The organism is Streptomyces bambusae (assembly GCF_020532645.1).
Taxonomy (GTDB): Bacteria; Actinomycetota; Actinomycetes; order Streptomycetales; family Streptomycetaceae; genus Streptomyces; species Streptomyces bambusae.
Genome location: NZ_JAJAUZ010000123.1, coordinates 1 through 6,305, shown reverse-complemented (window position 1 = coordinate 6,305; position 6,305 = coordinate 1). Strand labels below are relative to the sequence as shown.

Here is a 6,305-nt window from a genome sequence, read left to right as displayed (position 1 = left end):
CCCCCCCCCCCCCCCCCCCCCCCCCCCCCCCCCCCCCCCCCCCCCCCCCCCCCCCCCGAAACCCCGACCCTGCGGGGCTGTTCCCCACCCCGCCCCTTCCCGAACTGGGGGGCCGCCCCAGACCCCGGTCCTCAAACGCCGGACGGGCTGAAAGGGGCCGCGGAGCCCAGAGCCGCACCTCATGCTCCCCCAGCCTCAGGGGGCTGGGAGGTGCCCGCCGCAGGCGAAGTGCCGACAGTCCCTGCAAGGGAGGAGCACGTTCGGCAGGTCCGACCCGCAGGGGCGCGATCGAGCCCGTCCGGCGCATGAGGACAAGGGCAGGGTCACGGCTCCGTGGGAGTGGGGCGGCCGGTCAGGGCGGCCAGGGTGGACCGCACGTGGTCCATGTGCGCACGAAGATCCGCCTGAGCCTCCGCATGCTCGCGAAGGACCAGGTCCGTCTCACGGACCACCGCCTCCTCCCGCACCCGCGCCCGCGCCAGCAGCTCCGCCCCCGCCGCCTCCGCATCCTCCTGCCCGTGCCGAGCCGCCTCCTCCACCTCCGCATACGCCCGCCGTGCCTCCGCCAGCCGCGCCTCCCCGTACGCCTCCAGCTCGGCCACCCGCGCCTCCAGCTCCGCCTCCCGCGCGGCAAAGTCGCGTTCCGCCGCCTCCCGCCGCTCCGCGTGGTCCTGCTCCTGCTCGGCCAGCAGCGCCTCCGCCCGCTGCCGCGTCTCCCGCAGCAGCGCCACCGCGTCCCCGCGCCACGCCTTCGCGTCCTCCCGCGCCGCCAGCCGCGCGTCGTCCGCCTGCCGCTGCGCCGCCGCCAGCGCCTGCCGGGCCCGTACCTCCGTCTGCTCCCGGACCGCCTGCCCGTCCACCCGCGCCAGCTCCGCCACCCGCTCCGCGTACGCCTCCGCAGCCGCCGTCGCCTCCGCCGCGTCGCCGCGCGCCTCGAAGCCCAGCTCCTGCGCCTCCTCGTACGCCAGCGCCAGGATCCGCCGCGCCCGCTCGCTCAGCAGGTCGTACGTCTGCGGCTCCAGCTGCGCCACCACCTCGCGCAGCCGGGCCGCCTCCGCCTCCATCTGCTTGGCCAGCACGGTCAGCCGCGCCGCCCGCTCCCACGCCTCGTCACGGCTCGCCCACAACTCCGCGATCCGGCGGTCCACCTGTGCAGGCCGGTAGCCGCGGCCCCGAACGATCGCGAAACCCTGGGGTGACACGGCAGCACTCATCCTGGAAGCCCCTCTCTCGGACCCGCGGCTCAAACCCGGCTACCGGTCAAGGATGCGTCATTTGATGTCACAAGCCGGAATCCGGACACGCGAAACGGCCGGCACAAGGACCGTTTCGGTCCCCGCACCGGCCGCCGCTCACCCGCCCGGCTGCACTTTCGCGCAACCCGGCGCGGCCGAACCCGTACCTACGGCCCGCCTACAGCAGGCCGTCCCACATCTGCTCCAGCAGCACCGACCACCAGTTCTCCGGCGACGCCAGCGCCGCCGGGTCCAGCCCGGCCAGGTTCGACTGGAAGTCGACCGTCCAGCGACCCGCCTGCTCCGGCGTCAGGTGCAGCCGCAGCCGCCACATGTGACCGAGCATCGCCAGCGACCGGGCGAACTGCGGCAGGCTGGAGTTCACGAACTGCGGGGGCACCGGCGCCCCGCCGGGACCGGCCTCCACCGGCACCGCCACTATGTGCGCCGTGCCGTACTGCACGCACAGCGCCTTGCCGAAGTCACTGCCGACGACCAGGTACGAACCCGCGTCCGACGCCGCCGCCACCCCGCGCTGCGCGGCCATCTCGGCCAGCGTCGGCACCGGCTGTCCGGGCACGGCCTGTGCCCAGAAGAACGGCCCGAAGTCCACCGGCAGACCGGCCCACACCAGCGTCTGCGCGACGATCTCCGGCACGCCCTGCCGGGACACGGCCCGCTGGTCGTAGCGGAACACGCCCTGCGGCCCGAAGGCACCGGTCAGCTCCTGCGCGATCGCCTCCATCGGGATCGCCGGCTGCAGCGGCACCTGCGGCAGCGGGGCCCGTACCGGCGCCGGACGCGCCGGACCGTCGGCCACCTGGTGCAGCTCGCCCTGGTGGGTGAGCAGGTGGCGCATGCCCTGCTGACGGCCCGCGTGGTCCGTGCCGTACGGGGCCACGCTGGTGATCCGCACCTGCGGCCAGGTCTCGCGGATCATCCGGGCGCAGTAACCGCCCGGCAGCTCGCACGACTCCAGCTCGGTGTGCAGCTCCAGCACCTGCTGCGGCGGCACGTTCATGGCGCGCAGCTCGTGCAGGATCTGCCACTCCGGGTGCGGGGTGCCCGGCGCCGAACGGCGGATGAGCTGCTGCTCGGAGCCGTCGGGCGCGCGGTAGCGCAGGACCGCCTGGTAGCCGGGGCCGACCGTCGGCACACCCGGCTGCGCGGGCGCGCCCTGCGGCGCCCCGGGCGGACCGGGAGGCGCCGACGGACCGCCGGTCACCGGCGGACCGGCCAGCATGGTCGCCGCGTGGTGCGCATCGCCGCCGGGGGCTCCGGGCGGACCGGGAGGCGCCGGCGGACCGGGAGGCGCCGGGGTGCCGGGAGGCCCGGGGGGCGCCGGTACGGACGGCCCCGCGAGCATGGTCGCCGCATGGTGCGCGTCACCGCCGGGCACACCGGGGGCTCCGGGCGGACCGGGAGGCGCCGGCGGACCGGGGGGTCCGGGCGGACCGGGCGGGCCGGGGGGCGCCGGCGGACCGGCCGTGACCGCCGGACCGGCCAGCATCGTCGCCGCGTAGTGCGGGTCCTCGGACGGCGCACCGGGGGGCGCCGGAGGTCCGGGCGGACCGGGCGGCGTCGGAGCCCCGGGCACGCCGGGCGGACCGGGCGGCGCCGGCGGACCGGCCGTCACGGCCGGACCGGCCAGCATCGTCGCCGCGTAGTGCGGGTCCTCGGACGGCGCACCGGGGCGCCGCACCTCGGCCTTGTCCGTGACCTCGTCGGCGATGTCCTCGGGACGCGGACCGCCCGGCGGGACCACCGCCGGGGAGACCGCGGTCTTCGGCAGCCGGCTGCCACCGGGGATCAGGGCCGTCTTCGCCTCCGGAGCCACCCCGGACGAGGGCACGTCCGCGGCGTCCACCCCGGACAGCGGCGGCGCGAACACCGTCTGCGGCAGCGGCACGGAACCGTCGTCGGCGCCGTTCACCGGGTTGGTGTCCGTACCCGCCCACGGCGTCGTGTCCGCCGGCACCCCCTCGGAGGCCGTCGGCTCGTACGCCGGACCGGCATCCGCGGCCACCGGCTCGGGCGCGGGCCCGGACACCGGAGCAGGCGGAGCGGGCGGAGCGGGCGGAGTCAGCGGGACCGGCGGGGCGGCCGGCGCGGGCTCGGCGGCCGGCCGGTGGTCGGGGATACCCGCCCGGTCCGCCGCCTCCTGCAGCCACTCCGGCGGGCTCAGCATGAACGACGTCTGGTCGGAGTCGATCCGCTGCGGCGGCACGGACGCGTCCGCGCCCGTCGCCTGCTCCGCCCCGTACGCCTCCTCGTACCGGCGGATGACCTCGCCCACCGGCAGGCCCGGCCACAGCGTCACCTCGCCGCTGTCCCGTGCGATGACCAGGCGCTGCCGCCCGCCACCGGACACCGGCCCGCCCGGACGGTCCTCCGCCCACACCACGAACCCGAGGCCGAACTCCCGCACCCGCACCTCGCGGTGCTGGTAGCCGGGGACGTCCCCGTTGACCCATTCCTCGGCGCGCTCCTGCGCCTGCGCGAACGTCACCACCGCGACGTCACCCCTCCACCGGGACGACGCGCGCGAAGCCGCCGTCCACCATCAGGCCCGCCACCGTCTCCAGTTCGGCCGGGCTGCCCGCCAGCCGCTCCAGGAAGGCGTCGAAGTCGTCACCGCACGGCAGCAGCAGCCGTTCCACCCGCTGCTGCACGCTCCACCCGTCCTGGTCCCGCGCGTCGTCGAACGGGCAGAACCACACCGAGCCGAGCGCCTCGCCGCGCACCTTCACCGCGAGCAGACCGCCCTGGACGAACGCCACCGCCAGGTAGTCCTTCGTCAGGTGGTCCCGCAGGCACTTGTTCACGTACACCAGGTCGTTGACCGCGGCCTCGTCCCGGACCGTGAAGAACGGCTGGTCCACCAGCATCCCGAGCTCGGCGTCCAGCGCCACGCCCGTCGGGGCGCAGCCGCCCGCCGCCTTCAGGAACGACCGGTAGGCCTCCGGCAGCCGGTAGCCCAGGTCCTCCTCCAGGCCCTGGATCTGCGTCTCGGACACCGACACCACCGACGTCGGCAGCCCGAAGTGCGCCGGACGCCGCTCCTGCAGCGGCCGGGTGCCCCGCTTGCCGTGGTCGACCTGTGCGGTCACCAGGCCCGCGTGGTGCCGCAGCAGCGCCTTCACCTCGACGGGTACGAGCTCCAGCCGACGGGTTCCCGCGACGTGGTGCCAGGTCCAGCCGTGCGGGGTCGCCACCGCGGGCACCGTGCGCCACAGCTCGTGGCCGTCCGCGTGCAGCGCCGCGTTCGCGGAGACGTAGTCCGTCAGGCGCAGTTCGTCGACGCCGAAACCCTCCGGGGGCTCGGCGATCTCCACGGCCGCACGCGCGTACGGCGAGAAGTCCGGATGCCCGTTCGCGTCCATGCGGACGCCACGGGGATGCCGGGCGGCACGGACCGGGTCGGGAAACTGCACGACCTGCCCGGCGTACGCGGCGTTGGGTGGCGCGGCCTGCTGCCCGAGCCGACCTGTCGTCATGGCGGTAGCCCCCTGCTGGATCTGGCTGGTTCCGCACAGCCTATGCGCTCGCGCAAGAGCACCGACCTCCCCGTACACCCCCCGCCACCCGGCGACCGGGAACATCCGAATTGATACGAAAATTCGACCCCGCTTCCGCATCGGCGGAGTCATTTGGCAGGCTGTCCCAGCGGCACGGGGGCGTGCGCACCAGCGGGAACACCGCGAGCACGGAGGGAACCAGCACCATGCAGAAGACAGCGCGACGCAGCAGCACCGGCCGGGAACCCGACGGCGCCGACGACCCCCGCGCGCCCTGGACCGGGAACGACGGGCGCCGCGCGCCGGTGCTCCGCTTCCGCCGCGACGGCATCCTCCCGACGGTCGCCGCCGCACTGTCCGTACGCGGTGAAACCCTCACCGGGACCGCCGCCAAGGGCGAACTCCCGCCGGTCCTGCACCCCCTCGTCCAGGACTTCCTCGACACCCTCGCCAGCGGGCAGCGGGAACGCTTCACCGGGCGATGTCCCGAGGCGCTGCTGCTCTCCCGGCACCTGGCTGCCGTCGAGGCGGGGCGCAGCAGGCGGGCCTCGCGCAAGCCGCTGACGCACGGCGAGGCGCGGCGGTCGCTGCGCCAGGCCAGGCTGACGGCGCGGCGCATCCGGGAGGACGGCGACCCGCTGCACGGCAGCTACGCGCCGCCGTGCCGGTCCTGCGAGGCCATGCTCAGCCACTTCGGGGTGCGCCCCGTCGACCTCACCGCATCCGACGACCACACGAAGGGCTGACCGCCCGATGTCCGCCTCCGCGTCCGCCTCGTACGACCGTTCGTCGGCGACCCGCTTTCCGGTCTCCGTCGACACCGCACTGCGCACTGCCGGCTGGCAGCCGGGGCGGTGGGACATCAAGCAGGCCGAGTTCTGGGCCGATGCGCTGCGGGACCATGCGACGCCGGGCGGGCACGTGCACACCGTGTTTCCGGCGGCCGTCGAGGCGTGGGCGGAGTTCGGCGGGCTGACCTTCGGGCCGGCCGGGCCGGGCCGTCAGATAGCCCCCGCGTCCGTCCGCATCGACCCGCTGACCGGGCTCCACCTCGCCCGTACCTTCGCCGACCTCGGGCGGGCGCTGGACACCTCCGTCTGTCCCCTCGGCATCGAGTCCGACGGACGCTCGCATCTGGCCATCGACGCGGGGGGCCGGGTCTACGCGATCGACCACACCGGTGACTGGTACCTCGGCCCCACCATCACCGAGGCCCTCACCGCCCTCCTCACAGGCCTCCAGCCGGAACGCCTGACTGTGACCACCACCCCCTGACCCGAGACCCCGCCCCGGCCCCGCCGGGCGAACCCGGCCCCCGCCGCCCTCTCCGACCCCGGCTGACCACCCCCCGCCGCCCCCTCCGACCCCGCCGGGCCAATCCCAGCCCCGCCGGGCATCTCCAGCCTCACCCGGCATCTGGGCCTCGCCGGGCATCTCCAGCCTCGTCGGCACCCTCCAGCCTCACCGGGCATCTCCAGCCCCGCCGGGCCAATCCCAGCCCCGCCGGGCATCTCCAGCCTCACCGGGCGAATTTCAGCCTCGCCGGGGGGGG

5 protein-coding genes are annotated in these 6,305 nt (G+C 75.7%); 2 read left to right on the top strand and 3 right to left on the bottom strand.

Annotated features, from left to right (window positions below; genetic code table 11):
* Positions 1 to 323: 323 nt before the first annotated feature.
* The 3 genes from LG634_RS37355 to LG634_RS37345 all read right to left on the bottom strand — a co-directional run bounded on the left by LG634_RS37355 (position 324) and on the right by LG634_RS37345 (position 4,732).
* A complete protein-coding gene (locus tag LG634_RS37355; protein ID WP_226740977.1) occupies positions 324 to 1,214 on the bottom strand; it encodes a coiled-coil domain-containing protein in 891 nt (296 codons plus the stop codon).
* A 199-nt stretch (positions 1,215 to 1,413) separates the two neighbouring features.
* A complete protein-coding gene (locus LG634_RS37350) occupies positions 1,414 to 3,747 on the bottom strand; it encodes an SUKH-4 family immunity protein (RefSeq protein WP_226740976.1) in 2,334 nt (777 codons plus the stop codon).
* A 7-nt stretch (positions 3,748 to 3,754) separates the two neighbouring features.
* Positions 3,755 to 4,732 carry an SMI1/KNR4 family protein gene (locus LG634_RS37345; protein WP_226740975.1) on the bottom strand — a complete coding sequence of 326 codons (978 nt, stop codon included), beginning with the start codon at positions 4,730 to 4,732 and terminating at the stop codon, positions 3,755 to 3,757.
* Positions 4,733 to 4,959: 227 nt separating this feature from the next.
* Between LG634_RS37345 and LG634_RS37340 the strand changes: the two genes are divergently transcribed.
* Positions 4,960 to 5,499 (top strand): YwqJ-related putative deaminase, encoded by a 540-nt coding sequence (locus LG634_RS37340; RefSeq protein WP_226740973.1) that lies wholly within the window; start codon positions 4,960 to 4,962, stop codon positions 5,497 to 5,499.
* Positions 5,500 to 5,506: 7 nt separating this feature from the next.
* Positions 5,507 to 6,028: an SUKH-3 domain-containing protein gene (locus LG634_RS37335; RefSeq protein ID WP_226740972.1), complete on the top strand. Its 522-nt coding sequence runs from the start codon at positions 5,507 to 5,509 to the stop codon at positions 6,026 to 6,028.
* Positions 6,029 to 6,305: the final 277 nt, after the last annotated feature.